Source organism: Erythrobacter sp. S57(2025), from assembly GCF_057365055.1.
Genome location: NZ_CP200299.1, coordinates 2,582,859 through 2,604,888, shown reverse-complemented (window position 1 = coordinate 2,604,888; position 22,030 = coordinate 2,582,859). Strand labels below are relative to the sequence as shown.

Annotated in this window: 28 protein-coding genes; 20 read left to right on the top strand and 8 right to left on the bottom strand. The window is 56.8% G+C overall.

Going from position 1 to position 22,030, the window contains the following annotated elements:
• The first annotated feature begins 335 nt into the window (after positions 1–335).
• From AC0V6N_RS12455 to AC0V6N_RS12430, 6 genes are all read left to right on the top strand, one after another.
• Entirely contained in the window at positions 336–1,319 is a 984-nt protein-coding gene (locus tag AC0V6N_RS12455) for an MBL fold metallo-hydrolase (RefSeq protein ID WP_486171866.1), read from the top strand.
• 434 nt (positions 1,320–1,753) lie between these two features.
• On the top strand, positions 1,754–3,391 hold the full coding sequence (nadB, locus tag AC0V6N_RS12450; protein ID WP_486171865.1) for an L-aspartate oxidase: 1,638 nt from the start codon (positions 1,754–1,756) through the stop codon (positions 3,389–3,391).
• A gap of 8 nt (positions 3,392–3,399) precedes the next feature.
• A complete protein-coding gene (locus AC0V6N_RS12445; protein ID WP_486171864.1) occupies positions 3,400–4,137 on the top strand; it encodes a hypothetical protein in 738 nt (245 codons plus the stop codon).
• Positions 4,138–4,157: 20 nt separating this feature from the next.
• Positions 4,158–5,132: a TraB/GumN family protein gene (locus AC0V6N_RS12440; RefSeq protein ID WP_486171863.1), complete on the top strand. Its 975-nt coding sequence runs from the start codon at positions 4,158–4,160 to the stop codon at positions 5,130–5,132.
• A gap of 187 nt (positions 5,133–5,319) precedes the next feature.
• Complete coding sequence (locus AC0V6N_RS12435) at positions 5,320–6,228, top strand: alpha/beta fold hydrolase (RefSeq protein ID WP_486171862.1); 909 nt, start codon at positions 5,320–5,322, stop codon at positions 6,226–6,228.
• Between the two features lie 571 nt (positions 6,229–6,799).
• Positions 6,800–8,839, top strand: coding sequence for a ribonucleoside-diphosphate reductase subunit alpha (locus AC0V6N_RS12430; protein WP_486171861.1), 2,040 nt, complete (start codon positions 6,800–6,802; stop codon positions 8,837–8,839).
• Between the two features lie 49 nt (positions 8,840–8,888).
• On the opposite strand, the gene AC0V6N_RS12425 is transcribed toward AC0V6N_RS12430, so the two are convergent.
• Entirely contained in the window at positions 8,889–9,158 is a 270-nt protein-coding gene (locus AC0V6N_RS12425) for a hypothetical protein (RefSeq protein WP_486171860.1), read from the bottom strand.
• Between AC0V6N_RS12425 and AC0V6N_RS12420 the strand changes: the two genes are divergently transcribed.
• The 6 genes from AC0V6N_RS12420 to AC0V6N_RS12395 all read left to right on the top strand — a co-directional run bounded on the left by AC0V6N_RS12420 (position 9,157) and on the right by AC0V6N_RS12395 (position 10,871).
• The gene (locus tag AC0V6N_RS12420; protein ID WP_486171859.1) at positions 9,157–9,327 is read left to right on the top strand and encodes a hypothetical protein; all 171 of its coding nucleotides are present in this window, start codon (positions 9,157–9,159) and stop codon (positions 9,325–9,327) included. The two genes, AC0V6N_RS12425 and AC0V6N_RS12420, sit on opposite strands and share 2 nt — an antisense overlap.
• A gap of 13 nt (positions 9,328–9,340) precedes the next feature.
• Positions 9,341–9,634 (top strand): hypothetical protein, encoded by a 294-nt coding sequence (locus AC0V6N_RS12415; protein ID WP_486171858.1) that lies wholly within the window; start codon positions 9,341–9,343, stop codon positions 9,632–9,634.
• 90 nt (positions 9,635–9,724) lie between these two features.
• Positions 9,725–10,084, top strand: coding sequence for a PilZ domain-containing protein (locus tag AC0V6N_RS12410; protein WP_486171857.1), 360 nt, complete (start codon positions 9,725–9,727; stop codon positions 10,082–10,084).
• 22 nt (positions 10,085–10,106) lie between these two features.
• Complete coding sequence (locus tag AC0V6N_RS12405; RefSeq protein ID WP_486171856.1) at positions 10,107–10,298, top strand: hypothetical protein; 192 nt, start codon at positions 10,107–10,109, stop codon at positions 10,296–10,298.
• 97 nt (positions 10,299–10,395) lie between these two features.
• Positions 10,396–10,587 (top strand): hypothetical protein, encoded by a 192-nt coding sequence (locus AC0V6N_RS12400; RefSeq protein WP_486171855.1) that lies wholly within the window; start codon positions 10,396–10,398, stop codon positions 10,585–10,587.
• Entirely contained in the window at positions 10,584–10,871 is a 288-nt protein-coding gene (locus AC0V6N_RS12395) for a hypothetical protein (RefSeq protein WP_486171854.1), read from the top strand. Before AC0V6N_RS12400 ends, AC0V6N_RS12395 begins: the two co-directional genes overlap by 4 nt.
• 25 nt (positions 10,872–10,896) lie before the next feature.
• Here the strand turns inward: AC0V6N_RS12395 and AC0V6N_RS12390 are convergent, their stop codons facing one another.
• Entirely contained in the window at positions 10,897–12,204 is a 1,308-nt protein-coding gene (locus AC0V6N_RS12390; protein ID WP_486171853.1) for a GGDEF domain-containing protein, read from the bottom strand.
• Positions 12,205–12,503: 299 nt separating this feature from the next.
• Between AC0V6N_RS12390 and AC0V6N_RS12385 the strand changes: the two genes are divergently transcribed.
• Both AC0V6N_RS12385 and AC0V6N_RS12380 read left to right on the top strand, forming a co-directional pair.
• Positions 12,504–13,553, top strand: coding sequence for a ribonucleotide-diphosphate reductase subunit beta (locus AC0V6N_RS12385; RefSeq protein ID WP_486171852.1), 1,050 nt, complete (start codon positions 12,504–12,506; stop codon positions 13,551–13,553).
• Positions 13,554–13,556: 3 nt separating this feature from the next.
• Positions 13,557–14,270: a DUF4145 domain-containing protein gene (locus AC0V6N_RS12380; RefSeq protein WP_486171851.1), complete on the top strand. Its 714-nt coding sequence runs from the start codon at positions 13,557–13,559 to the stop codon at positions 14,268–14,270.
• A 22-nt stretch (positions 14,271–14,292) separates the two neighbouring features.
• Here the strand turns inward: AC0V6N_RS12380 and AC0V6N_RS12375 are convergent, their stop codons facing one another.
• Complete coding sequence (locus tag AC0V6N_RS12375; RefSeq protein WP_486171850.1) at positions 14,293–14,763, bottom strand: hypothetical protein; 471 nt, start codon at positions 14,761–14,763, stop codon at positions 14,293–14,295.
• A gap of 122 nt (positions 14,764–14,885) precedes the next feature.
• On the opposite strand from AC0V6N_RS12375, the gene AC0V6N_RS12370 reads away from it, so the two are divergent.
• Both AC0V6N_RS12370 and AC0V6N_RS12365 read left to right on the top strand, forming a co-directional pair.
• A complete protein-coding gene (locus tag AC0V6N_RS12370; protein ID WP_486171849.1) occupies positions 14,886–15,431 on the top strand; it encodes a DUF4440 domain-containing protein in 546 nt (181 codons plus the stop codon).
• A gap of 108 nt (positions 15,432–15,539) precedes the next feature.
• Positions 15,540–15,890: a hypothetical protein gene (locus AC0V6N_RS12365; protein ID WP_486171848.1), complete on the top strand. Its 351-nt coding sequence runs from the start codon at positions 15,540–15,542 to the stop codon at positions 15,888–15,890.
• Between the two features lie 9 nt (positions 15,891–15,899).
• Here the strand turns inward: AC0V6N_RS12365 and AC0V6N_RS12360 are convergent, their stop codons facing one another.
• From AC0V6N_RS12360 to AC0V6N_RS12340, 5 genes are all read right to left on the bottom strand, one after another.
• On the bottom strand, positions 15,900–16,610 hold the full coding sequence (locus AC0V6N_RS12360) for a hypothetical protein (RefSeq protein ID WP_486171847.1): 711 nt from the start codon (positions 16,608–16,610) through the stop codon (positions 15,900–15,902).
• A 220-nt stretch (positions 16,611–16,830) separates the two neighbouring features.
• Complete coding sequence (locus tag AC0V6N_RS12355) at positions 16,831–17,301, bottom strand: DUF4870 family protein (RefSeq protein ID WP_486171846.1); 471 nt, start codon at positions 17,299–17,301, stop codon at positions 16,831–16,833.
• 63 nt (positions 17,302–17,364) lie between these two features.
• On the bottom strand, positions 17,365–17,724 hold the full coding sequence (locus AC0V6N_RS12350; RefSeq protein ID WP_486171845.1) for a DUF4870 family protein: 360 nt from the start codon (positions 17,722–17,724) through the stop codon (positions 17,365–17,367).
• 92 nt (positions 17,725–17,816) lie between these two features.
• The gene (locus AC0V6N_RS12345; RefSeq protein WP_486171844.1) at positions 17,817–18,368 is read right to left on the bottom strand and encodes a thermonuclease family protein; all 552 of its coding nucleotides are present in this window, start codon (positions 18,366–18,368) and stop codon (positions 17,817–17,819) included.
• A 130-nt stretch (positions 18,369–18,498) separates the two neighbouring features.
• On the bottom strand, positions 18,499–18,843 hold the full coding sequence (locus AC0V6N_RS12340) for a BufA1 family periplasmic bufferin-type metallophore (RefSeq protein ID WP_486171843.1): 345 nt from the start codon (positions 18,841–18,843) through the stop codon (positions 18,499–18,501).
• A 203-nt stretch (positions 18,844–19,046) separates the two neighbouring features.
• Between AC0V6N_RS12340 and argB the strand changes: the two genes are divergently transcribed.
• From argB to AC0V6N_RS12320, 4 genes are all read left to right on the top strand, one after another.
• A complete protein-coding gene (gene argB / locus AC0V6N_RS12335; RefSeq protein WP_486171842.1) occupies positions 19,047–19,955 on the top strand; it encodes an acetylglutamate kinase in 909 nt (302 codons plus the stop codon).
• 88 nt (positions 19,956–20,043) lie between these two features.
• A complete protein-coding gene (locus AC0V6N_RS12330; protein WP_486171841.1) occupies positions 20,044–20,340 on the top strand; it encodes a YggT family protein in 297 nt (98 codons plus the stop codon).
• A 34-nt stretch (positions 20,341–20,374) separates the two neighbouring features.
• Complete coding sequence (gene folD / locus AC0V6N_RS12325; RefSeq protein WP_486171840.1) at positions 20,375–21,268, top strand: bifunctional methylenetetrahydrofolate dehydrogenase/methenyltetrahydrofolate cyclohydrolase FolD; 894 nt, start codon at positions 20,375–20,377, stop codon at positions 21,266–21,268.
• Positions 21,265–22,029: a hypothetical protein gene (locus AC0V6N_RS12320; RefSeq protein WP_486171839.1), complete on the top strand. Its 765-nt coding sequence runs from the start codon at positions 21,265–21,267 to the stop codon at positions 22,027–22,029. Before folD ends, AC0V6N_RS12320 begins: the two co-directional genes overlap by 4 nt.
• Position 22,030 lies beyond the last annotated feature (1 nt).

Sequence of the window (22,030 nt, the reverse complement as noted above, 5' to 3'; positions counted from 1 at the left end):
TCTGGGGCCGGTTTTGCCAATAGTGAAGGTGAAACCTGATTGATCGAGGCGATTGACCGACACCAGCGAGCATCTCTCGTCTCGAGCATCGATCCGGTAGTCGAATGACCCTTCGCTGGCCCTAAACGGCGCGTCGCTTTGGGCGAGCAATGGGGCACCGATGGGCATGACTAGGGCGCTCATCGAAAGGACAATGCCTGCGAGGAAAATGCCACTGCGCTCCGAGGCCCAAACACTCAAGCCAATAAACCTACGCACCATGCCTATCGCCTTTCACTGAGCCGCTGGGTATGAGATCATCATACACACAAAGCTGCAGTATGAGGCGTTGAAATATGCGATATGTGATCACGATGTTTGGAGCTTGTGTGCTTTCTGGCTGTTCACTTGCCAGCGCTTCGGATGACGACGCGCAAGCCATCGCTGCCAAAGATGAAATCCCCCGCGCCGAACAGCCTGCCGCCTGCCCCAATGAAGGGGCTGCATTGCAAGTGCTTGGAAGCGGTGGTCCGATTGCTGAGGCAGGGCGCGCTGCGACATCCTATCTTCTTTGGATTGATGGCACTCCGCGCCTGCTGATCGACGCAGGCTCTGGCAGTTTCCTGCGATTTGCTGAGGCAGGCGGGAAGCTGGAAACACTTGATGCGATCCTTGTCACCCATCTCCACGCCGATCACGCGGGCGATATTGTCGATGTGCTCAACTCCGGTGTTTTTGAAGGGCGAACCGAGTCACTCACGATAGTAGGCCCAGATGCAGCGCCTCGCTTCCCCGGTATGGCAAGTTTCATGCAGCGCCTCATCGGGAAGGCCGATGGAGCTTTTGCCTATAATGGCGGCTATCAGGATGGGACTGAGAATAAGCCCGAACTGTTAGTGCGCGAGGTTACAACGGCACAAGGCGCGGGAGGACCAGTGGGTCTCGATGTCTCCAACGATTTTTCCGTTATGGCGCATCCGGTCCATCACGGCCCAGTCCCGGCGCTCGGCTATATTGTCGAAGTGGGCGAGGCGAGCTTTGTCATTACCGGCGATCAGAGCTTCCTGAGTGAGCGTTTTGCCAGCGATCTTGCCGGTAGCAACCCCACGGTCCTCTTCGCGCATCATGTGATCAATGGCGAGCAAGGCCAGCCGCGCGGATTGCACCGCACGCCAGAGGAGATTGGCGAACTTGCAGGGGCAATAGCGCCAGAGCGGTTGGTGCTAACCCACAATATGGAGCGCAGCCTTAGCCGGATCGAAGACGGGTTGGCGGCGATTGCCACCAATTACGATGGGCTGGTTAGCGTTGCAGCTGACCTTGATTGCTACGCGCTTTAGAACGCTTTTTCGAAGAATGCTCTTTGCGTTCGCGCCAAGTGCGGCGGGAAAGGCGCCTGATGTTCTTGTCGCAGTGCCGGCATTTGCCAATGTAATGGCTGCCATCCCATTCTACTTCACGTCTAAGCGGTGCATGGCGGCCTAAGCTGCAAAGAATCGAACTAAAAACGGACATGGGGGACTGTCCTCTCAAGTTGAGCATTTTAAAGTCGGACAGATTTTAGTTCAATAAGTTCTAATTTAACTTACAAAACTAACCTGGCACCGGGTGATTACCGCAATTGCGTTCCCCTGGTCGCAATAACGATTAAGCTTATCTTTAAGCCGCGCTGCATGATGGTGGCCTGCGCCCCATCACGTCCAGCCAAATGCGATCAGCCGTGGCAATCTCTTGATACTTGCTATGCTGGGCTGCGGCCGCCATGGATTTATGCATGAATGAGCCAAGAGAATTGCAGGAAAGCGCCCGCTCCGCCGACGTCAACAATGGTGCAAGCGCCTTTGATGTTATCATCATCGGATCGGGCGCCGCGGGATTAACGGCGGCGCTTGAGCTTGCGACGAGCAAGCGAGTCTTGGTGCTGGCCAAGGGATCGCTCACCGGCGGCTCTACCGCATGGGCGCAAGGCGGGATCGCAGCAGTCCTGGATGCGGGCGATACGTTCGAAAACCATGTCCGCGATACGATGGTTGCGGGCGCTGGCCTGAATGATCAGGAAGCCGTGGAGTTCGTGATCGAGCGCGCGCCTGAAAGCATTGATCGGCTGGTCGAACTGGGCGTGCCTTTTAACAAGGACTCAGGCGATCTGCACTTAACGCGCGAAGGGGGGCATTCGCACCGCCGGATCGTGCATGTCGATGATGCGACCGGCTGGGCGGTGCAATCCGCTTTGCTGAAAGCCGCCGAAGCCAATCCCAATATCACCATGCTTGGCGGGCGCACGGCAATTGACCTGATCACTGACCGCAACCGAGAGCAATTCTCCGCTGCTGGCCGGGTGTGGGGCGTTTACGCGCTCAATGAAGAAACGGGCCAGGTTGAGCGCCACACCGCGCGCGCGACCATTTTGGCCGCTGGCGGTGCAGGCCGCGTCTACCAATTCTCTACCGCCCCGCGCGGCGCGACCGGCGATGGTATCGCAATGGCGTGGCGAGCTGGTGCGCGGGTTTCCAATATGGAGATGATGCAGTTCCACCCAACCTGCCTCTACAATCTGGAGGTCAAAAACTTCCTCATCACCGAAGCCGTGCGCGGAGAGGGCGGGCGGCTCTACAACCCTGAGACGGGTGAGCGCTTTATGCAAGGTTACGATCCTGAGCGTATGGAGCTGGCGCCGCGCGATGTGGTGGCGCGCGCGATTGATGCCGAGATCAAGAAATACGGGCTTGATTATGTCCATCTTGATATTAGCCACGAAAGCCCGGAATTCGTGCGCAAACATTTCCCAACGATTGATGAGAAGCTCACGGGGCTCGGCATTGATATGACCGCAGGGCCGATCCCGGTTGTGCCTGCCCAGCATTATACATGCGGCGGAGTGGTGGTGGACCTGCATGCCCGCACCGATCTCCCCGGCCTATGGGCGGCGGGCGAATGCACCGAAAGCGGCCTGCACGGCGCGAACCGGCTGGCGTCCAACAGCCTGCTCGAATGCTTTGTTTATGGCGAAGCGGCGGCCAGCGACATCCTTTCTAAATGGGACCAGCTCGAAGAACCGCCTGCGATCCTGCCGTGGGATGAAAGCCGCGTGACCGATTCCGATGAAATGGTCGTGATCAAACAGAACTGGACCGAAATCCGCCGCTTCATGTGGAATTATGTCGGGATAGTGCGCACTACCAAACGTCTGGAACGCGCCGCCAATCGCATCGCGCTGCTGAGGAAAGAGGTGGAGGATTATTACGGTAGCTTCGTCGTCACCACTGACCTGATCGAACTGCGCAACCTGCTCCAAGCCGCAGAGCTAATCGTAACTAGCGCTTTGCACCGGAAGGAAAGCCGCGGGCTGCACTATACGCTCGATTATCCTGAAACTTCAGAGGAAGTGCGTGATACGGTGTTGGTGCCGTGAGGATTCCTTTGTTCAAGTCTATTGCTGCCGCTCTTTCTCTGCTTATCGCAGCGCCTCTTTCGGCAAGCCCGGATACGTTCATCGATTTTGTCGAAGACCCTATCGGTGTGAGCGAAAAGCATTTGTTTCTGCTTCGCGTATCGACCGACAATTTGGGGTATTACGAGGCCTCCCGCGTCGAGGTTTACTTTGTCCAGATCGATTGGGACACGGGCGCTGAAACCACACTGGTGGTCGATCGCTTTGTCAATTCGATGGATTATGACGAGAATGGTGAAAGCTTAGGCTATTCAATCAAGCGCGACGAGGATGTGGTGCCGCGTAGCCCCCACATTTTGATGATCGAACGTGGAGGCATTCCATGGATCGCGGCGCGTCGCCCTTGGAACCTGTCTGCCCCGCCCATAGTAGCAGATCAGCCCGATTGGCTCACGGTTCAGCATGGGGGAATTCATCGCATTTCGCGCGATGCAATTCAGGCAAGACTAGAGCAGCAAGAGGCCTTTTTCGTCGCCAATGCCGTCGATTACCCCCGTTCATCGACCATGACGACGCGGCAACATTTCGAAGAACGGTCTATCACCGCTGCCCAATGCGCATCTGATGGCGTCTATGACTATTGGGTTCCGGGTCAGCCGAGACTGCCCCTGCTCATGCGCGTGCGCTGCGCGTTTGATGATGACAGCGAGCAGACTTCAGTGATTGTTCAACTGCGGCGTGCTGAGGATGAGACTTTAGCCGAATAGAACCGATTTTGGAGCAATAGATGATGCGTGCAATTGCAGCGCTTGCCTTAGTGATGGTGCCCGTATCGGTCACCGCGCAGGAGGCCAACAGCCAAAATCAGGCCTCTAATCAAGCTGGCAATCAAACTCCAAACCAGATCGTCGTCACCGCTCAGCGCTCTGGTGCGCCGATGTGGACCATTGAAACACCCACCGGGACCATCATTCTGGTCGGCGAAATCCGCGCAGTGCCTGAAAGCACGCCTTGGCAACCGGACCGATTGAAAGAAGCCACTAGTGAAGCGAGCCGCGTTATCCTTCGTGCGCGGCCCAAATTCTCACCCGGTGATGTGTTTCGCCTGATCTTTCGCGGAGGACGTTTTACCAAGCTGCCTGATGGAGCTGTTGCGGGTGACTATCTCTCGGTCGAACAACGCCAGCGCCTTGCCGCACTCGAGGCAGAGCATGACATTGATTATGATCGCCGTAGCTTTCTGATGACCGGGTTTGACCTGCTCGCCCGGCGGCTCGACTTTGATGATGATACGACGGACGATGCAACCGATGTGGTGCGCAAGGCAGCAGACCGCGCGGATGTGCCGATCACCCGGCCAGAGCGGTTTCGCGGCGAAGACTTGCTCGACAATCTGGCAGACGCTGATCCTGCCTCTCATATCCCCTGCCTCGAAGCGGCGATGAGCGCGACCGAAGCGGGTCAGACAATTATCGAACAGCGCGGAGAGGACTGGCGCACCTTTGACGTGCCAGCGGTCATGCAAAACCCGCTCGAAGTGGCGCTGGGAACCTGCTGGCCTTGGGCGGACCCGGAACTGGGTGACGAAATCCGGGGCCAATGGGTGAGCATGATTGCCGAGGCTGCAAATGATGAAGGCGTAACCCTTGCTGTAGTGCCCCTTCGAGTGCTGGCAGAAAGCGATGGCGTCCTCGATCAGTTGGAAGGTCAGGGTTTTGAAATTGGCGGGCCTGATTGGCGGGGCAATTTGCCGGGCGGCTAATCCCGCGTCACCGCGTGTCTATTCAGCGCAGCTTACCGATCGGTTTCTGTATCCTTGAAGCCACGCGCCTGGCTTTTGTTCATATATGTAACATGAAACGTTGATCTGCTTAGGTAAACCGGCTTTGATACTCTCAGGTTCGCGCAGGCACTAAAGCCCCGCAAGAGGGTGATTGAGGAAAACCACTATGCCGCATATTGGGGCGAACGGCCTTTCGCTGTTCTATGAAAGCCATGGCAATCCTGATCATGAGCCAATTCTATTGGTGATGGGATTGGGTGCACAGATGACTCTGTGGCCCGATGAATTTGTGGCTGCTCTGGTTGATCGAAAATACCGCGTCATCCGCTTCGACAATCGCGACATTGGGCTTTCTGACAAGATGGAAGGCGCACGCGCGCCAAAGCCTGCATGGCAAGTGATCCGTAAGAAGATCGGTTGGCCAGCCAAGGTCCCCTACACTCTGGAAGACATGGCCGACGATGCCGTGGGCTTGCTCGATTCGCTCGAAATCAGCCGCGCGCATGTTGTAGGTGCGTCGATGGGCGGGATGATTGCGCAGCTGACTGCGGTGAACCACCCTGACAAGCTGCTTTCGCTCACTTCAATCATGTCGACCACTGGCAATGCATCGCTGCCTCTTGCTGAAAAACAAGCGATGCAGGCGCTGACCGCGCCGCTTGCTTCGCTGGATGAAGAGACCGTGGTGAAGCACGGCATCAATATCGCGCAGAATATTGGCAGCCCCGGTTATCGCCCCGATCCAGAGCGCTTGCGTGAACGCGTGCTCAAAGGTGTGCAGCGCAGCGTCTACCCGCCCGGCCTGCCCCGCCAATTGGCAGCTATCATTGACGATGGTGATCGCCGCACCCGTCTGGCGCAGATAACCACCCCCACTTTGGTGCTGCATGGTGAGGACGATCCGCTGGTGAAGCTGGAGGGCGGTAAGGACACCGCCAAGCATATTCCTGGCGCAAAGCTGGTGACGATCCCTGGCTGGGGCCACGATCTGCCGCTGGAACTGGTGGACAGATTGGCTGACGAAATCGCGCTTCATGCCAAGGCGGCGCGCGCTGCCACACCGATCAGAACCTAGCTTACTGATTCTTTGTCGATTGCCGGGTCTCTGCCGTTTGAGCGGCGATGGCCCGGCCGGCCGTGAGCTGCCCCCAACGGCCACCCGCGCAACATTGTTGCGGTGAAACAGGGTAAAGATTCACAGATTGATTCACATGATTCAATCACCAAATTTTTCTTCACAGATTCACTTTGGGGCTTGCGCGATCCACGACTCAAGCTTTTCCGGCGCGTCGCTGCACTGCAACATAGAGTTGTATCCTGAATCGGATACAATTCATGGTTAATCACCCGTTGACGGCCAATCGCCTCTGATTCATTATCTAGGGGTTCGGTTCGCACTGGACCCCCAAATGCTTGTGATTTCTCCCGAGCCTAAACGTTAATCGTGAAGGCCCGAGCGGGGGAGGAGTCGGTCAAGTTGGGTCTTGTGTGGATTGAATGGCGGATAACCTTGTGGGCCTGTTGGGGGCGACCAAGGGGGAAGCTGTCGATAGATTTGGTGCAGAACAGAATCGGAACAAACGCGATATTCCGCTATGGTGTGGAAACGCTCTATCCGATTCGGATGATGTGAGAACGGGGCTACAATGGAATTTAAGGCAGGCGACGAAGTGCTGAGCGAGACAGAAACGGGTGAAGCGCTCGAGACCGAGACGAAAAGTACTCCCAAGAACACCAAAGGCGAAAAGGCCGTGATGATGGACAAGGCAGATAAAGGCAGCGAGGAATTGATCGCCGCCAAAGGCGCAGAAGCGCTTGCCGGTGCTATGACCGAAGCGGTCAAAGCCGCTGCCGACGATGACAGCAAAAAGGTCAATGATCGCCGTTTTGACGTTGTTACCGATGATGCGCGCGATGCGAACCTGACCGAGTTTGGTAAGGAAACGCTGACCGATCGCTATCTCTTGCCCGGAGAATCGTATCAGGATCTGTTTGCCCGTGTTGCAGATGCCTATGCTGATGATCAGGAGCATGCCCAGCGCCTGTATGATTACATTTCAAACCTGTGGTTCATGCCTGCGACCCCGGTTCTTTCAAACGGCGGCACATCGCGCGGCCTGCCGATCAGCTGCTATCTCAACTCAGTTGAAGACAGCCTCAACGGGATTGTCGGCACCTGGAATGAGAATGTCTGGCTCGCGTCCAAAGGCGGAGGCATCGGCACCTATTGGGGCAATGTGCGCGGCATTGGTGAACCGGTTGGCCTGAACGGCAAGACCAGCGGCATTATCCCATTCGTGCGCGTGATGGATTCGCTGACCCTCGCGATTTCGCAAGGCTCGCTGCGGCGTGGTTCGGCGGCGTGCTATCTCGACGTCTCGCACCCGGAGATTGAGGAATTCCTCGAGATCCGCAAACCCTCTGGTGACTTCAACCGTAAGGCCCTGAACCTGCATCACGGCGTGCTGCTGACCGATGACTTCATGGAAGCGGTTCGCGATGGCGCGGAATTTGAGCTCAAATCGCCCAAAACCGGCGAAGTGCGCGGCACAGTGGATGCGCGTTCATTGTTCCAGAAGCTGGTCGAATGCCGTCTGGCAACAGGTGAGCCCTACATCGTGTTCAACGACACCGTGAACCGCATGATGCCAAAGCATCACCGCGAGTTGGGCCTTAAAGTGTCGACCTCAAACCTGTGTTCAGAAATCACTCTGCCAACCGGCATTGACCACCTTGGCAATGATCGCACGGCTGTGTGCTGCCTGTCTTCGCTCAACCTTGAAAAATGGGATGAGTGGAACGGCGACAAGCAATTCATCGAAGACGTAATGCGCTTCCTCGACAATGTCCTGCAGGACTATATCGACCGCGCGCCCGACGAAATGGCCCGTGCGCGCTATTCAGCTGACCGTGAACGCTCGGTTGGTCTGGGTGTGATGGGCTTCCACTCTTTCCTTCAGCAAAAAGGACTGGGTTTCGAAAGCGCGATGGCGAAAGCCATGAACCTCAAAATGTTCAAGCACATTCAGGCCAAGGCATCCGAAGCCTCCATGCTGCTGGCACAAGAGCGTGGACCATGCCCAGACGCTGCTGAAATGGGCGCGATGGAGCGGTTCTCCTGCAAAATGGCAATCGCGCCGACCGCGTCGATTTCGATCATTTGCGGCGGCACGAGCGCCTGTATTGAGCCGATCCCTGCGAATATCTACACGCATAAAACGCTGTCCGGCAGCTTCATCGTCAAGAACCCGTATCTTGAAAAGCTGCTCGATAAAAAGTCGAAGAATTCGAACAATGTGTGGAATTCGATCCTCGAACGCGGTGGTTCGGTCCAACATCTCGACTTCCTCACCGAAGAGGAAAAGGCGAGCTTCAAAACAAGCTTCGAAATCGACCAACGTTGGCTGCTAGAATTCGCAGCAGACCGCGCGCCGTATATCGATCAGGCGCAGTCGCTGAACCTGTTCATCCCGGCTGATGTTGATAAGTGGGACTTGATGATGCTGCACTTCCAAGCATGGGAGAAAGGCATCAAATCGCTCTATTATCTCCGGTCAAAATCGGTCCAGCGCGCAGGCTTTGCCGGTGGCGTCGAAGCGGACAACACTGACGAAGCGCTCAAAATCGAGCTGTCCGCCAATGCCGGCGAGCAAACCGATTATGAAGAATGCCTGAGCTGCCAGTAACGCGCTGCCAGTAAAGCGCTGCCCGACAATGGACAGATGCCTCATCTAACTACGCAACAAGGGTGCCGAGTTTTGGCTTCATGAATCCAGAGCCCGGCACCTCGATTGCGATAGCAGTTGGCGCAACCGCAATTGTGTTTTTCTGCTTAAACTTGGTCGCCATAGGATTGACCATCATTAGCAAAACAACCCGCCTGCGATGGCGCTTTACAGCGATCATTGCAGGCGGAATTGTTTGTTTCACATGCCTGTTGTTCGCTGTTGCCATGTTTATGGGGCTATCAACGAACTGGTCCGAAACCTCAAAATCGCTGATCATGCTTGGGATCGCAGCAGGCTTTGTCGCCGCGATTGGATCGGCGGTGTTGCTGATCGCCAATCTGTTTGTTTCGGTATCCGCGCCGGTTAGAGCCTACCTCATTCTTGTGTCGCTTGCGGATTTCCTTGTATTTCTCCTGCCCGCCGCTCTTGCTTGGATATTCTTTTGAGCGTTCAGACGCCATGATCCCAACTGAAATCCTCAGTCTGTTCGATTGGTTTCTTGACCTCGATCTGGGGCCTTATGGCGCATTCATCGGCCCAGCGATTTTGGGTGCGTTGTTTCTGGCGGGCGGTTGGTCTGCGGTGCGAGAGGCGCGCCGGGACGCCAATGACGACCGGCGCGGATTTCTGGGGTGTTTCGGCTGGGGATTGGTTGCAATCGGCGCGCTGTTTTTCGGCAAATTGCTGTTCGACCTGCTCGCACCGCCGATAATGCTCCTGATCACGCTGCTGTTTCTCGAAGCCGCCAGCTGAGCGCATCGCGCACCCCAAATTCCTCCTGATTGCTGTGCGAAACAGTGGTTTACGGTGCCTTAAACTTATCGGGCTATCTCTGCGTGCATCATGCGTACTCGGCAAACCACACGCAAAAGCATCACGCTGCCTGGCCGTTACTTTACTGGTTCGGGGATTCCGGAGGATGTGCAACTGTCTGACCTCTCGGTTGGCGGCTGCCGGTTTGCGTTGGGTGAGCGTGGTCTAACGCCTGGCATCCCTGTACAAATCTATGTCGGAAAATCAGGGCCGCATCGCGCCTCTGTTAAGTGGATCAAAGATGGCGAAGCGGGCGTGACGTTCAACGCGCCGCTTTCCGAAGAGCTGTTCACCTCTTTCCAGACGAGCCATATTCCCGACCCTGCCAGCATTGGTGTTGCCGACGAGTTCGAGGATATGTCCGGGGTAAAGCCGCAGCGTTTCTGCTGATAGTGCGCCAATGACGCTTGGCGTGCTCCTTCCCATAACATTTGCCTTCATCGCATTGTTTGAGGTCAGACTGTTCAGCCATTGGCGCAGCAATGGGTTGATCACCACCTCGGCTGCGAAATTCATGATCATCGCCACGATATTGCTGCCGGTGATCCTTTACGTCGTGTTCAACCTAATCCTCCCCGATATCGGAGCGCTTGAGGTCTTCTAAGGGGCGAAAAGACCAAGCCCCTCGCGCTTTTCCAAAATCTATGTCAGTCTGTTCGCCGACCTTGCGCTGTAAGGCGGGTTGGACGGGAGTGGCTTTGATGACTGGTATCGCGGTGCCCATTTGGATTGGAATTGCCGGCACGATCTTCGCGCTGGCCTTTATCGGCAACGGTATGCGGCTTGCCATGGGGCCAGAGGGACACGGCGCCAATGCAGGGCGATTGCATGTCTTGATGGCCGGCGTGTTTCTGCCAATTTTGTGGCTGGTGGTCTGGATGGCAGTGGCGTGAAACTCTCCCGTATCGCCTTTGCTGTATCGTTGGCGTTACTCGTATCTGCTTGCGCCAGCCAGATTGATGCAGGGGTAAGCGCTGCGCCTGAAACGCCCGGATTCTGGTGGGGGCTGTGGCACGGGTTCATTTTTCCGTGGAGCTTTATCGGCTCGCTCTTCAGTCCTGATATCGCCGTTTACGCCGTGCCCAATTCAGGCGGCTGGTACGATTTCGGGTTTTTCCTAGGCGTCACTGTGCTGGGCGGCGGAAGTTTCTTTGGCTCGAAAAAGCGATCTGACTGATCACCCTTGCGGCGATTGCCCATTCTTACTGTGCACTAAAGGCAGCTTCTGCCTCGACCACTTCAACCCGGTTGCGGCCATTATCCTTGCTCGCATACAGGGCTGCATCGGCCATTTCGATCAGCTCTTCGCGTGGCAATTTGGCAGCAGCAGGCGCGATGCCGACCCCTACAGATGTCGTCACCATGGGTTTTCGACGCCTGTCAGCGGGTGCCAGAACATCGGCAATAGCGCCGCGAATGTCCTCACCCATTTCGATGATGGATGACTTGTCGGTCACGCGCATTGCGCCGATGAATTCCTCACCGCCATAGCGCGCAGCAATGCCGCCCTTGGCCTCGACCACATCGCGAAACGCCTCGGCGACCAGTTTGAGGCAATAGTCGCCCGCCTGATGGCCATGCGCATCGTTGAACGCTTTGAAGTGATCAAGGTCGATCAGCACAAGGCCGATGGAATCGCTGCCTCTGCCGTTTTCACCGGGGGGCAGAACGCGCGCGTCAAACTGGCGTTCGAACCAGCGACGATTGGGGATTCCCGTCAACGGGTCGGTTTCTGACAGAGCGCGCAGGCTGCGATTGGCTTCGAGCAATTCGCGGCCAAAGATACGGGCACGCAATGTCAGCAGAAAGTTGTTTTGACGCAGCCGCTCGAACCGCGACGCAATCGGTAGGGTCGCTGCCGCGATCAGTGCGAAAACGGCGATCTGGTCAATATGTGCGCCAATTCCCAAAGGTGCATGACCCGCGATCACGGCGCTGGTTATCGCAATGGCGATCGCATCGAAAATGATCAGACCGCGCAGCGAATAGGGCAAGATGACATTGGCAATGCCGACCAGCAAAATTGTTGAATTGACATAGCGCGCAGCAAGATCAGGCGGGAGCAAGAACCCCAAATGCACGATCACCCCAATGAAAGCGATGGGCGCTGCGCCGAGGCAGATTTTTAGCAGCCAGGTCCAGCCGCGCAGCCCTGCAACCAGCCCCAAAATGGTAAGCGGCGCAATGGCGAGGATGCGCAGAACAACGCCTTCGACAACCATCGCTGGATTCACGATAAAATCGAGCGCAATGGTGCCAAGGCAGAGCAAAAACCCGATCAAAAACAGCAGGTGATGTTCACGGTAAATCCGCTGAACGATCTCTTCACGGTAAAGCTTTGCGGCGGCCTGTGGCCAATCACGCAAAGATGCACCGCTCTTGCGAACATACTCTACCGCGTCGATGTCGATGCCCGCAGGCACGCGGAACGCCTCCTCCTGCAAAGGAAGATGCTCTGTCGCTTCAGCGGGAGAGAGGGGTTGCATGACGCCCATGACAAAAGCTGCCATAGAGTAAGACACTTAATTTGGTGTTAGGCTTAGCGGATGCGGGGTCTCGCTTCGCAAGGTTGGCGGAAACCGGGTCTGATCGGATTGGTCGCTGGGAATATTGCAGATTAGGTGGTTTTGCCTATCTGTTGCGATGCGCACATCTTAAATTCGTGAGCGGTGTGCAAGTGTCACGAAGACCGACTCGCTTCGACTCAGATTTTGCACGGTTTATCCCCGCCGAATCATACGTGCTTGCCTGTCACTGCGTACTTTGTTCACCTATATAGAAACGCTGAACACGAAACGAAGGACACAACATGTCGTTGCTCGAAGCCCGCAATACCTACAAGCCGTTCCAATACCCTTGGGCTTACGAGTTCTGGAAACGTCAGCAGCAGATCCACTGGATGCCAGAAGAAGTGCCGCTGGGTGAAGATTGCCGCGACTGGGCGCAAAATATCACCGAGCATGAGCGCAATCTGCTCACCCAGATCTTCCGCTTCTTCACGCAGGCCGATGTCGAAGTGCAGGATTGCTATCACGACAAATATGGCCGCGTGTTCAAGCCGACCGAGATCAAGATGATGCTCGCCGCTTTCTCCAATATGGAGACGGTACATATCGCGGCCTATTCGCACCTGCTCGACACAATCGGTATGCCTGAAAGCGAATACAGCGCCTTCCTCGAATATGAGGAAATGGCCGACAAGCACAATTACATGAACCAGTTCAGCGTCGACACTGACGAAGACATCGCCCGCACGCTCGCCATGTTCGGTGGCTTCACCGAAGGCCTGCAGCTGTTTGCGAGCTTCGCGATGCTGATGAACTTCCCGCGCCACAACAAGATGAAAGGCATGGGGCAGATCGTATCATGGTCTGTTCGCGATGAGACGCTCCACTGCGAAGGCATCATCAAGATGTTCCACACCTTCTGCGAAGAGCGCGACTGCCTGACCAAGGCCGTCAAAGAAGACATCATCGACATCTGCCAGAAGACCGTCCGCCTCGAAGACGCATTTATCGACCTCGCGTTTGAAATGGGCCCTGTTGAAGGGATGACGGCCAAGGATATCAAGAAGTACATCCGTTACATCGCTGACTGGCGTCTGGGCCAGCTGAACCTCCAGCCGATCTACATGATCGATGAGCACCCACTGCCATGGCTCAGCCCACTGCTGAACGGTGTCGAGCACGCCAACTTCTTCGAAGCGCGCGCAACCGAATATTCCAAAGGCGCGACCAAGGGCAATTGGAACGACGTGTGGAGCTCCTTCGACAACCGCCAAAAAGCCAAAGCGGTCAACGAAGACGAAGCGGTCGACGGCGGCCCCGATATGTTCGGAGCTGTTGAAGCGGCGGAGTGATGTATGGCAGAACCGACAACTGACCCCAATCCAAAGCTGCATAGTTCGGCGTTCGTTTGTCCGCACTGTAAGCAATTTGCTAAGCAACGTTGGGGCCAAGTCGGGTCGACATTTATCCAAAGGGGTAACAGTACATCCTCTAGCTTTAACGCGCACACTGAGAACATTTTTCTTTCTCAATGCGATGCCTGTGAAAAAAAGCTAATTTGGAAATTGAAGGAATTGGTTTGGCCAAGAGCTAGCCTAGCGCCTGAAGCACATGCAGACTTCCCAAAGGAACTTGTTCCTGACTTTGAAGAAGCACGTCAAATTTACAACGACTCTCCTCGCGCGAGTGCTGCTCTTTTAAGGTTGTGCTTGCAGAAGCTTTGCGTTGTCCTTGGTGCGCCTGGAAAGAACATAAATAAGGATATTCAGTTTCTGCACGACGAGTACGGCCTTGGTAGGCGTGTCATGGACTCGATGGACATATTGCGAGTGGTCGGAAACAACGCGGTCCACCCCGGAGCGATCAACCTAGATGATGATAGGGAAATCTCGCTAGGCCTGTTCAGTATCCTCAATTTCATTGTTGAGAAGGCAATTTCTGAACCCGCACAGATCGATGCGATTTACAGCAAATTGCCAGAAACGGCACGCAACGCAATCGAAGAAAGGGTAAGCAAAAGCGCTGCTCCACATGGTCGCCTACCCCTTACTGCTTCGAAAGAAAACTGACCGTTTTAGGTGCGATTGGTTCTCAAACCCCACCCAACAAAACCCGCGCGTACCATTGGTGAACCGGCATCAGCGCCTTCACCACGCCGCGATCTGGCTTGCCGACCCAGCTGCCAAACAACAGCTTGGTGCCGCCATCCGCTGCGGGTCTGACCGATAGCCAGCTTGCAGTGGCTCCCTGAAAGTCTTGCAGCAAAATCTCGTTTTCACGGCGGTCGATTACGGTCCATGCAGCGAAGCTCTCGACCTCGCCGCGAGCCAGTGCCCGCGCGTCTTCGCTTGAGGCCCCGCGTCCAATAAACCCCAGCGCTATCCGCTCAGGGCGGAAGGCCCAGCTGCAATAGAAGCGCTCGATCAATTGCTCCAAGCTCACCACGCCACTTTCGCGGCGTATAAAGCAGTCGCGATAGGGCTCAGTTGTGAAGCCCGGTGGTGGGCCGAACTCGGCAAGTAGGCTGCCTTGGGGGATGGGGATGGCTTCGATCTTTGTCATATCTAAGATATATCGTAAGGCGCGCGCGATCTCAATACAGTTTCGCGCAATGACTATGCGCGCGCTTGCACCCGAGGCTCGCACGTGTATTATTCAAACAATACACTAAAGGAGCCTCCCCCATGCTATCCGCCGCCTTGCTCTCCCCGCTCTTGGCCCTTGCGCAAAGCACCGCGCCTGATCCCATCCCGCCGCTCGAACAGGCGCGCGAGCAGATTGTCGTGCAAGATGCGGAGCTGTTCTGGAATGCCTTTGAGGGCTGCAATGCGCGCGCGGTTGAGGATTTGATCACCGAAGACTTCCGCATGCTCCACGATCTGGGCGGGCTGGTCGCGCGCGATGGGGCAAGCTTTATCAATATCATCGCCGAGCAATGCGCTGCGCGTGAACCCGGCGGCGCGAATGAGGGGTATAAGAACCGCCGCCTCTCCGTGCCCGGCAGCCGCACGGTGACGCCGCTGGGCAAGTGGGGCGTGCTCGAACGGGGATTTCACACCTTCCATGAATGGGGCCCAAAAACAGGGAATGAGGAAAATGGATGGCAGCAGGTCGGCGGCGCGCGCTATATCCATGTGTGGGAATGGATGCCTGCCGAGGGACGTTTTCGCCTGAAGGAAAGCCTCAGCATAGATCACGGCGCGGCAGTCCCGTATCCGCCTGAACCATAGGTGCGTAAAAGCAACCGGCTTTGCCTTGGTTAAGGCCCGGTCCAACTCATAGCGGGCGCAATGCGCGCCGCATGTCGTATCCAACGTTTCCCAACCTTGGAGGACATTATGAATACCCCCCGCACCCTTAACGCCCCCCGAATGGCATTGCTCGCTGCTCTAGGCGGCTCGCTTGCGCTGGCAGCCTGCGATCAGCCGGCGGAGCCAGAAGTTGACCCGGCGCAGCCCGATGAAACGATGATCATGGAAAGCCCTGATGAACCCCTGACGGGTCAGGAAATCGAGCAGGCCGTTCCCGGTATCGAGGATATTACGCCAGAAGGTGACACGCCCAACGCCGCCGACCTGGTCGATGAGGACAATGTCGACGTGTCCGATGTAGGCGAGCCTGAAACAGACATGGATGTCACAGAAGACGGCGCGCCCGGTATCGATGGCGCGGAGATTGATGACTATTAAGTCCGATCCTTATTCGTGGCCATTTTCATGACCCCAAGCGGGGGGTGGGGCAACCACCTCCTCGCTAAGGTCAAATTCAACGCGGAACAGGCGTGGCTCTGGGGCGCCGCCTTCGACGGTGCGTTTTAGCTGGTAGGCGAAGGTCGGGTCGGCCGACTCTGCATGGTCGACCTCTACCGTCCAGACATTGGTTACAGAGGCGGTCAGACCTTCGCGCTCAAACAGTTCGATACTGAAAGCATCGACCGGGAAGTCTTGCGCGCTTTGCGATCCTTGCGAGGCCGTGTCGCCGCCATACATGGTGACCGCGTCGCTTGTCCCATCTTCGTGGCGGTGATCGTGTTTGAGGCGCAGGCCAACCGGTGTTTCGCCTTTCCCATTCATATGCGGGACGGCGACGCGGGTGATGCGCCATGTGCGCGAGCGGTCCCACTCAAGCTCGCCGTCGTCATTGGCCAGCTGGACATGAAACGGGATGGCGATGCGATCGTCTGAGCACTTTGCCACATGCATGACCATCGCGGCATCGGCAAAGTCAACGTCTGCCGCGTCCTCGCTCACCAATCTGCCCGCAAACGCCTTGCCGCAATGGCTGGAGAGCGCCTGCCAGAACAATTCTTGGCTATCAGGCGTCGGGTCAGAGGCGATGTTTTCCGGCGCTTTGCAAGCGGCCAGAGTGAGGAAAGCGAGCGGAGCGGTGAGCTTTGTAAAAGTGTTCATGCCCGCAACACTAGCGGTGTCGTTCCGCTTTGTCGCGCTTTCCTACAGGGGGCGTGCTGGCCTATGGATATGGCGATGCATAGGCGCCAAAACAAACCGCTCATTAATCGGATGAACCGATCAAAAGGCGGGTTTGTGATCGAGCGGATTTTTGCGCCAGGACCGTGTAACATGCGGTCCATGTGCCCTTCAGCAGCGACGAACCGAGTGGCTGGGCGCGTTAGAAAAACCAGTTGCGTGGCCGATCAACCGGCTTCTCACTGCCCGCCTTGGCCAGCGAGATGGCGCAGCGCGCGCAGTACCAAAGCATCATTAGGCCAAAGACGCCAAACATGCCGAAGAATACAAGGAAGAAACCTGCAGTCGGCGGGCTGTTGGGCTGCGATGCGGGAGGGAGCATTGCGAAAACGCTCCCGAACCACAGGAACATTAGCGTCACCGTCAACACCAAGCCGATCCAGAATGTGTGGATCATGTAAGTGAAGTGCGAGTTCTCCCATTCCTGGGAATCGCTGTCATTGCGCCAGACATAAGCAAGTACGACACCCACAATGACGGAAAAGCCCATGACGATATTGGCTAAATACAGAATGGCGATGATCATCGGACGCGACAAATGCGCGCCAGTCTTACGCGGCGCATTTTGCGTCGTTGGATCGACGCTTGGTTTTGGAGGTGTCGGAACTGTCATTGCTTAAGGCAGACCCCGGCGAAACGCGATCGCCGGGGGTCCACGATTGGGTGCAAGGTCTGGTTAGAACAACCAGGTTTGGGGGTCAGGCATCGGCTCCTGCTTCTGCGCTTTGAGCAGGCTCATGATGCTGCGAACCATGACCCAGACGAAGACCAGCGGCATCAGCAACAGGCCGATAAGCACGACGGTCAGGACGGCGGAGATGATGGTTGCGATGAAGCCGACCCAAAAGGTGCGGATGAGATAGGTGAAGTGCGAATCCGCCCAGGCTTCGCGGTTGTCGCCTTGCCAGACATGGGCAAGAACAATCCCGACAAGGCCGGAAATGCCGGTCACAATGCTGCCAAGATACAGTAGCGAGATGATGGTTGGCTGGTTGAAATCGAAACCAGAATTGGTGGTATTGGTCGGTTCGGTCACGGCGGATCCCCTAAATGGCCTGACAAAGTGGCGTGCAGTCTAAGGATCGCAGGCGCTTTGCCAAGTGTTTCCTCGTATGGCAGCACGCGACGCTACTCGCACCAGTCAACAGGAAAGGTGCCCCATCCGCTTTCAGAGGCGAGGCCTTCGGCGATCAGTGTTTGGGCCAGGTACTCGTATGAGCCATCACCCTGCGTACGCCGCACCTCACGCAGTTCGCGGCCATACTGATCCCTTGGGGGTTCATGCGTGCCGTCCCATTCGAACGGCCCTTCGCCAAGCCATTGGTGCAGGCGGGCGCGTGCCTCTAGCGCCTTGGCGCTCTCCGCCGCGCAAGCGCCTTCCAGTTCAGGCGCGTCAAACCCAGTTAGGCGAATGCGGCGTTGGCCATTGCCAAAGCCGAGCACCAGCGTGTCGCCATCGACCACGCAGCCCGCTTGGCTGGGGCCAGCATCACCGCAAATGGCGAAACGGTCTGTGACCTCTATCCATCCCCGCCCGTCGCTCACCGGGCGAACCACAAACCACCAGACGGCCATCACGATCAGAAGGAGGATCGGCATGCGCCAGACCATCCACCAACTGCCCAGCGCCCTTGCCGGGATGCGGGACTTACGACGCAAGGGGGAGCGAAAGCGGGCCATTGGCGCACAGCTTAGCAAGTCAGACCCGCTCTCTCTATGCCCGATCCCCACTCAGCTGCGCACAAAGAGAAAAGGCCGCGCCGGGATGTGTGTCCTAGCGCGGCCCTCGCAAAAGCTCATTCAGCGAAACTTATGAAACGTTGGCGGTCTCTTCGAGCGAACCAAAGCTGCCATCGGGGCGCTCTGTGGTCTCGCATGTGCCAGCATCCACATAGGTCCAGGCGTTACCCTGATAGTCAATCACGCTGGTGCCAGCGCAGCTTGTACCAGGGCCTGCCGCGCAGTCATTCTGACCTGCGAGCGAAACGCCAAAGCACTTCACCTTCTCATCGCTTGCAGCGACTTCGGTGGTTTCAGCGCCTTCCGCGCCAGCTTCTGCGGCTTCGGTCGGAGCGTCAGCTCCACCTGAGCATGCAGCGGCAAGACCGGCTGCTGCGGCAAGAGCGATAGAACCGTTAATACGAGTGGTGTTCATGGGTATTCCTCCATCCAATGATCCGAGCGGCACAAGTGATCCCAGCGCCGCTTCACTGATCGATTCGCAGAGAAACAGGGTTTGGTTACGCTGCCAAGTGCAAAATACGCAAAACGGAGATGGGCTGCCCCGTATTTGCGTCCCTTTCCTACGCGCTGCGAACCCGCTAAGCGGCGCAGCGACATTCAGGAAAACCAGTAATCATGACCAAACCTGCCAGTACGCCTGATCACGGGCTCGACCTTGCTAAAGCCGAAGTGCTGATCGAGGCGCTGCCCTACTTCCAGCGTTATGCGGGGCGTACCTTTGTGGTGAAGTATGGCGGGCACGCGATGGGCGATGCTGAGGCAGCGCGCGACTTTGCAGAAGATATCGTGCTGCTAAAGGCTGTGGGGATCAATCCGGTCGTGGTTCACGGTGGCGGTCCGCAAATTGGTGAAATGCTGTCGCGCCTTGGCGTCGAAAGCACCTTTGTCGATGGTCTTCGGGTGACTGATGAGGCGACGGCCAAAGTGGCTGAGATGGTGTTGTCCGGCGCGATCAACAAAGAGCTGGTCGGCTGGCTTTCCAATGCAGGTGGCAAGGCGCTTGGCCTTTCGGGCAAGGATGGCGGGCTTGTCACCGCGCGCAAAGTGACGCGCACAACGCGCGATCCTGAAAGCCTGATCGAAAGCATCGTCGATCTTGGCTTCGTTGGAGAGCCTGCCAGTGTCGACACCAGCGTGATCGATACAGCTGTCGCGGCAGGTATGATCCCGGTGATCGCGCCAATTGCAGGCGGCGAGGATGGCGCGACCTACAATATTAACGCAGACACGATGGCAGGCGCAGTGGCCGCGGCATTGGGCGCAGCGCGCTTGTTCCTGCTGACCGATGTTGCAGGAGTGCTAGATGGCGATGGCCAGCTGCTCAGCGACCTTGACCCCGCCCAAATCGCTAAGCTTCGCGCAGAGGGCGTGATCAAAGGAGGCATGGTGCCTAAGCTTGAGACCTGCGTTTCGGCGGTCACGTCGGGTTGTGAGGCTGCCGTGGTGCTCGATGGGCGTGTCCCCCATGCGATGCTGCTCGAATTCTTTACCGCGCGCGGCGCAGGTACGCTGGTGCGGGCCTGACCGCCTTCATATCGCAATCGACGAGCGTCCTTGACGTTCACGCCAGCCGTCTTAGGTAGGTAACACGCCTTTTTGAATAGGAACCCAAATGCAAGGTCTATTTCTGGTCTCTGACATTATCAGCATGGTAACGAGCCTGCTGATCATGTTGATCATCATTCAATTCGTGATTGGTTTGCTGTTCGCCTTCAACGTGGTGAGCCCTTCAAACCAGTTCCTGATGGCGTTCTATCAATCTATCAACAATCTGCTCGATCCGCTGCTGCGTCCGATTAGGCGGTTCATGCCCGATACGGGGGCGATCGATTTTTCACCGATTATCCTCATTTTGGGGCTTCGAATACTCGATGCAGGCATCTATCGCCTGATCCTCAGCATGGCCTGATTCCGGGCGTGCTTTTGAGGCAGAAAGGCACGCAATGACCGCCACACGGATTGACGGAAAAGCGTTCGCAGCAGCTCTGCGCGAACGCGTGGGTACGAGCGCGCTCGACTTTGCCAATGCGGCTGGGCGAAAGCCGGGTTTGGCAGTGGTGCTGGTGGGGGATGATCCTGCCAGCCAAGTCTATGTCGGCTCAAAAGGCAAGGCGACCATTGCTGCCAATATGAACAGCTTTGAGCATCGCTTGCCCGACGACACAAGCGAGACGGATTTGCTGGCAGTGGTAGAGCAGCTCAACAATGATGAAGCGGTCGACGGTATCCTTGTGCAATTGCCGCTTCCGGATCATCTTGATGAACAAAGCATCATTGCCTCGATCAGCCCCGACAAGGACGTGGACGGGTTTCATGTCATTAATGCAGGGCGCCTGAGCGTCGGACAGTCGGGGTTTGTGCCGTGCACGCCGCTTGGTTGCATGATGTTGCTAACAGACCGGCTGGGGGACTTGTCAGGTTTGGAAGCGGTGGTGATTGGCCGCTCCAACATCGTGGGTAAGCCGATGGCGCAATTGCTGGTCGATGCGAACGCAACGGTCACCATCGCGCATAGCCGCACCAAGGATTTGCCGAGTGTTGTTAAGCGCGCGGACATCGTGGTTGCTGCAGTGGGTCGTCCTCAGATGATTACCAAGGATTGGCTTAAGGATGGCGCGACTGTGATTGACGTAGGGATCAACCGATTGCCGCCTGAACCGGGCAAGGAAAAGGGCAAGCTGGTGGGCGATGTAGCCTATGAAGAAGCTGCCGAAGTGGCAGGCGCAATCACGCCTGTACCCGGTGGCGTTGGGCCAATGACAATTGCTGTATTGCTCCGCAACACGCTGGTCGCTGCTTACCGCAATGTTGGCTTAGCCCCGCCAGACGCCCTGTGAAGTTTGGCGCAACTATCGCGCTCACAGCGCTCGCCATCGGCGTTGCTGCCTGTTCGGGCCCGCGTGAGCGCATTCCGCCGCGCGCAGTCATTCAGCGCGCGCTTGCCACTGCGCCCGGAGCCGCGCAGCCAAGCGATATTGTAGCGACAGAGCTCGCCTATGCGCGCGCTGCAAAGGAGCAGGGCCAGTTCACAGCCGGTCAGGAATTCGCAGCCCCCGGCGCGATCTTCCATACACGCGATGGAGATGTTTCCGCGCAAGTCCTGTTCGCACAACTCTCCAATCCTGAAACCGCGACCCAATGGGCGCCGCGCACGGTCGTGATGAGCTGCGATGGTTCACTCGCTCTTAGCCTTGGGCGCTTTGTTGATGAGCAAGGGCTAGTCGGCAACTACGTCACGGCTTGGGCGCGCCAAGGTGATGGTCAATACAAATGGATCTATGATGTTTCTGGACTTGATGATCCGCAGCCCCCTCCACGCGCCGAAATCGAGGATGGTGACATTGTGGTAACCGCCATCGACGCGATCGAAGGACTTGTCGCCACCTGCCCACGCCGTGGAGAGGCAGTGCCGCCGCCGCCTGCTATCCCTGTGGGAGAAGACGGCAACGCCGATGCAAAGCTTTCGCGCGACGGAACTTTGCGCTGGCGCTGGGAGCACCGCGGCGATGGCACAAAATATGTCGCAGCCGACTATTTCTACTTAGGTCGCTGGGTCAATGCTATTGAAGAAAGTCTTGCATCTCCTGACGAACAATGAT

Coding starts and splice junctions, on each gene's coding strand:
- AC0V6N_RS12390 (WP_486171853.1), bottom strand. CDS start 12,204: ATGGCAGCTTTTGTCATGGGCGTCATGCAACCCCTCTCTCCCGCTGAA.
- AC0V6N_RS12345 (WP_486171844.1), bottom strand. CDS start 18,368: ATGGCCCGCTTTCGCTCCCCCTTGCGTCGTAAGTCCCGCATCCCGGCA.
- folD (WP_486171840.1), top strand. CDS start 20,375: ATGACCGCCACACGGATTGACGGAAAAGCGTTCGCAGCAGCTCTGCGC.
- AC0V6N_RS12370 (WP_486171849.1), top strand. CDS start 14,886: ATGCTATCCGCCGCCTTGCTCTCCCCGCTCTTGGCCCTTGCGCAAAGC.
- AC0V6N_RS12385 (WP_486171852.1), top strand. CDS start 12,504: ATGTCGTTGCTCGAAGCCCGCAATACCTACAAGCCGTTCCAATACCCT.
- AC0V6N_RS12365 (WP_486171848.1), top strand. CDS start 15,540: ATGAATACCCCCCGCACCCTTAACGCCCCCCGAATGGCATTGCTCGCT.
- AC0V6N_RS12355 (WP_486171846.1), bottom strand. CDS start 17,301: ATGACAGTTCCGACACCTCCAAAACCAAGCGTCGATCCAACGACGCAA.
- AC0V6N_RS12455 (WP_486171866.1), top strand. CDS start 336: ATGCGATATGTGATCACGATGTTTGGAGCTTGTGTGCTTTCTGGCTGT.
- AC0V6N_RS12375 (WP_486171850.1), bottom strand. CDS start 14,763: ATGACAAAGATCGAAGCCATCCCCATCCCCCAAGGCAGCCTACTTGCC.
- AC0V6N_RS12435 (WP_486171862.1), top strand. CDS start 5,320: ATGCCGCATATTGGGGCGAACGGCCTTTCGCTGTTCTATGAAAGCCAT.
- AC0V6N_RS12380 (WP_486171851.1), top strand. CDS start 13,557: ATGGCAGAACCGACAACTGACCCCAATCCAAAGCTGCATAGTTCGGCG.
- AC0V6N_RS12410 (WP_486171857.1), top strand. CDS start 9,725: ATGCGTACTCGGCAAACCACACGCAAAAGCATCACGCTGCCTGGCCGT.
- AC0V6N_RS12360 (WP_486171847.1), bottom strand. CDS start 16,610: ATGAACACTTTTACAAAGCTCACCGCTCCGCTCGCTTTCCTCACTCTG.
- AC0V6N_RS12430 (WP_486171861.1), top strand. CDS start 6,800: ATGGAATTTAAGGCAGGCGACGAAGTGCTGAGCGAGACAGAAACGGGT.
- AC0V6N_RS12420 (WP_486171859.1), top strand. CDS start 9,157: ATGCTTGGGATCGCAGCAGGCTTTGTCGCCGCGATTGGATCGGCGGTG.
- AC0V6N_RS12415 (WP_486171858.1), top strand. CDS start 9,341: ATGATCCCAACTGAAATCCTCAGTCTGTTCGATTGGTTTCTTGACCTC.
- AC0V6N_RS12330 (WP_486171841.1), top strand. CDS start 20,044: ATGCAAGGTCTATTTCTGGTCTCTGACATTATCAGCATGGTAACGAGC.
- nadB (WP_486171865.1), top strand. CDS start 1,754: ATGAATGAGCCAAGAGAATTGCAGGAAAGCGCCCGCTCCGCCGACGTC.
- AC0V6N_RS12425 (WP_486171860.1), bottom strand. CDS start 9,158: ATGATCAGCGATTTTGAGGTTTCGGACCAGTTCGTTGATAGCCCCATA.
- AC0V6N_RS12400 (WP_486171855.1), top strand. CDS start 10,396: ATGACTGGTATCGCGGTGCCCATTTGGATTGGAATTGCCGGCACGATC.
- AC0V6N_RS12440 (WP_486171863.1), top strand. CDS start 4,158: ATGATGCGTGCAATTGCAGCGCTTGCCTTAGTGATGGTGCCCGTATCG.
- AC0V6N_RS12340 (WP_486171843.1), bottom strand. CDS start 18,843: ATGAACACCACTCGTATTAACGGTTCTATCGCTCTTGCCGCAGCAGCC.
- argB (WP_486171842.1), top strand. CDS start 19,047: ATGACCAAACCTGCCAGTACGCCTGATCACGGGCTCGACCTTGCTAAA.